Source organism: Methylobacterium sp. WL6 (assembly GCF_008040095.1).
In the GTDB taxonomy this organism is placed as follows: Bacteria; Pseudomonadota; Alphaproteobacteria; order Rhizobiales; family Beijerinckiaceae; genus Methylobacterium.
On the sequence record NZ_VRVH01000498.1, the window covers coordinates 1 to 1,992 of the forward strand.

At 69.5% G+C, this 1,992-nt stretch carries 1 protein-coding gene; it reads left to right on the plus strand.

What is annotated here, in order from left to right; translation table 11 throughout:
* The first annotated feature begins 93 nt into the window (after nt 1-93).
* Nucleotides 94-1,860, plus strand: coding sequence for an ABC transporter ATP-binding protein (locus FV230_RS27705; protein ID WP_147844649.1), 1,767 nt, complete (start codon nt 94-96; stop codon nt 1,858-1,860).
* Nucleotides 1,861-1,992 lie beyond the last annotated feature (132 nt).

A 1,992-nucleotide genomic window follows, 5' to 3' on the forward strand; every position in this document is an offset into this window, starting at 1 on the left:
GGTGCCGGACCGCCCCGTGCAGGCCGCGAGAATCCTCATCGTGCCGCCCCGCGCCGGCCCTCCGCGTCGCCTGAAATCGAGATGCTCATCGCGATGGAAGACCTCTGCCAATACGCCGACCGGCCCTTCGCCTTCGTGGGCCGCTACCTGCGGCGCCGGGCGTTGCCGCATGCGGTGATCCTGATCGCGGTGCTCGGCGCCGTCGGCTTCTCGGTCTCGACCGACTACGCGCTGAAGGGCGTGGTCGACGCGCTGAGCAAGGGGCCGCAGGCGAACCTCGTCTGGGGGGCGCTCGCGGTCCTCATCGCCTTCATCGCCGCCGACAACATGCTCTGGCGCGTGGCCTCGCTCGTCGGCTCGTTCACCTTCGTCGGCGTCACCGGCGACATCCGCCGCGACCTGTTCCGGCACATGACCGGGCACTCCCCGAGCTTCTTCGCCGACCGGCAGCCTGGCACGCTGGCCTCGCGCATCACCGCGACCTCGAACGCGATCTTCACGGTCGAGAACATGTTCGTGTTCAACGTGATGCCGCCCTGCGTCGCGGCCTTCGGCTCGATTCTCTACATCGGCAGCGTCAACGTCACGATGGCCCTGGTGCTGGCCGGCATCTTCGCCGCCGTGGTGGTGCTGATGTTCAAGATGGCGGCGGCCGGCAAGCCGCTGCACCACGACTTCGCCTCGAAGGCCGCGAGCGTCGACGGCGAGATGGTGGACCTCGTCGGCAACATGCCGTTGGTGCGCGCCTTCTCCGCGTTCAAGCGCGAAGGCGTACGCTTCGAGGGCACGATCGCCCAGGAGATGCGCGCGCGGCGCTCCTCGCTGCTCTACCTCGAGAAGCTCCGCATCGTGCACGCGATCCTCACCGTGCTCGCGGTGCTCGGCCTGCTCTACTGGGCGATCACCATGTGGGAGGCGGGGCAGGCGACCAACGGCCAGGTGGTGCTGGTCTGCACGCTGGGCATCCGCATCCTCGCCGCCACCCGCGACCTCGCCGTGGCGCTCGTCGACGCGACCCAGCACACCGCCCGCCTCTCGGAGGCGCTGCACACCCTGCTGCAGCCGCACGACCTGATCGACCACCCCGAGGCGGTGCCGCTCTCGGGCACCGGCGCGCGCATCGAGTTCCAGCACGTCGCCTTCGCCTACCCGGACGGGCGCTCGGTCTTCACCGACTTCGACCTCGTGCTCGAGCCCGGCCAGCGCGTCGGCCTCGTCGGCAAGTCGGGCGGCGGCAAGTCGACCCTGTTCTCGCTGATCCAGCGCTTCTACGAGGCCAAGGGCGGCAAGATCCTGATCAACGGCCAGGACATCGACCGGGTGACGCAGGAATCCCTGCGCGAGGCGATCACGGTCGTGCCGCAGGACGTGTCGATGTTCCACCGCACCCTGCGCGAGAACATCCGCTACGGCCGGCCGGAGGCCTCGGACGAGGATGTGTGGAAGGCGGCCGACGCGGCGCACTGCACCGACTTCATCAACGCCCTGCCGGAGGGCTTCGACACCATCGTCGGCGACCGCGGCGTCAAGCTTTCGGGCGGCCAGCGCCAGCGCATCGCCATCGCCCGCGCGATCCTCAAGGATTCGCCGATCCTGCTCCTCGACGAGGCGACCTCGGCGCTGGACGCCGAGTCGGAGGAGGCGATCCGCCACGCGCTCGCCAACCTGATGAAGGGCCGCACGGTCATCGCCATCGCCCACCGGCTCTCGACCCTCAAGGACTTCGACCGGATCGTGGTTCTGGAGGGCGGCCGCATCATCCAGGACGGCTCGCCGGACAAGCTGACCCATCTCGACGGGTTCTATCGCGAGCTGATGAAGAAGGAATCGATGTCGATGGGCGCGCTCGCCGCGGCCTGAGGCGGACGTCCCCTGCCCTCCCCCCTCTGCGGGGGAGGGTGGCCCGCGAAGCGGGTCGGGAGAGGGGAGCGACAGTTCCGGAGACGTCGCTCCCCTCTCCCGACCTTCGCTGACGCGAGGCCCACCCTCCCC

Excerpts from the sequence above, each read along its gene's own strand:
- FV230_RS27705 (WP_147844649.1), top strand. The coding sequence starts at position 94 with ATGGAAGACCTCTGCCAATACGCCGACCGGCCCTTCGCCTTCGTGGGC.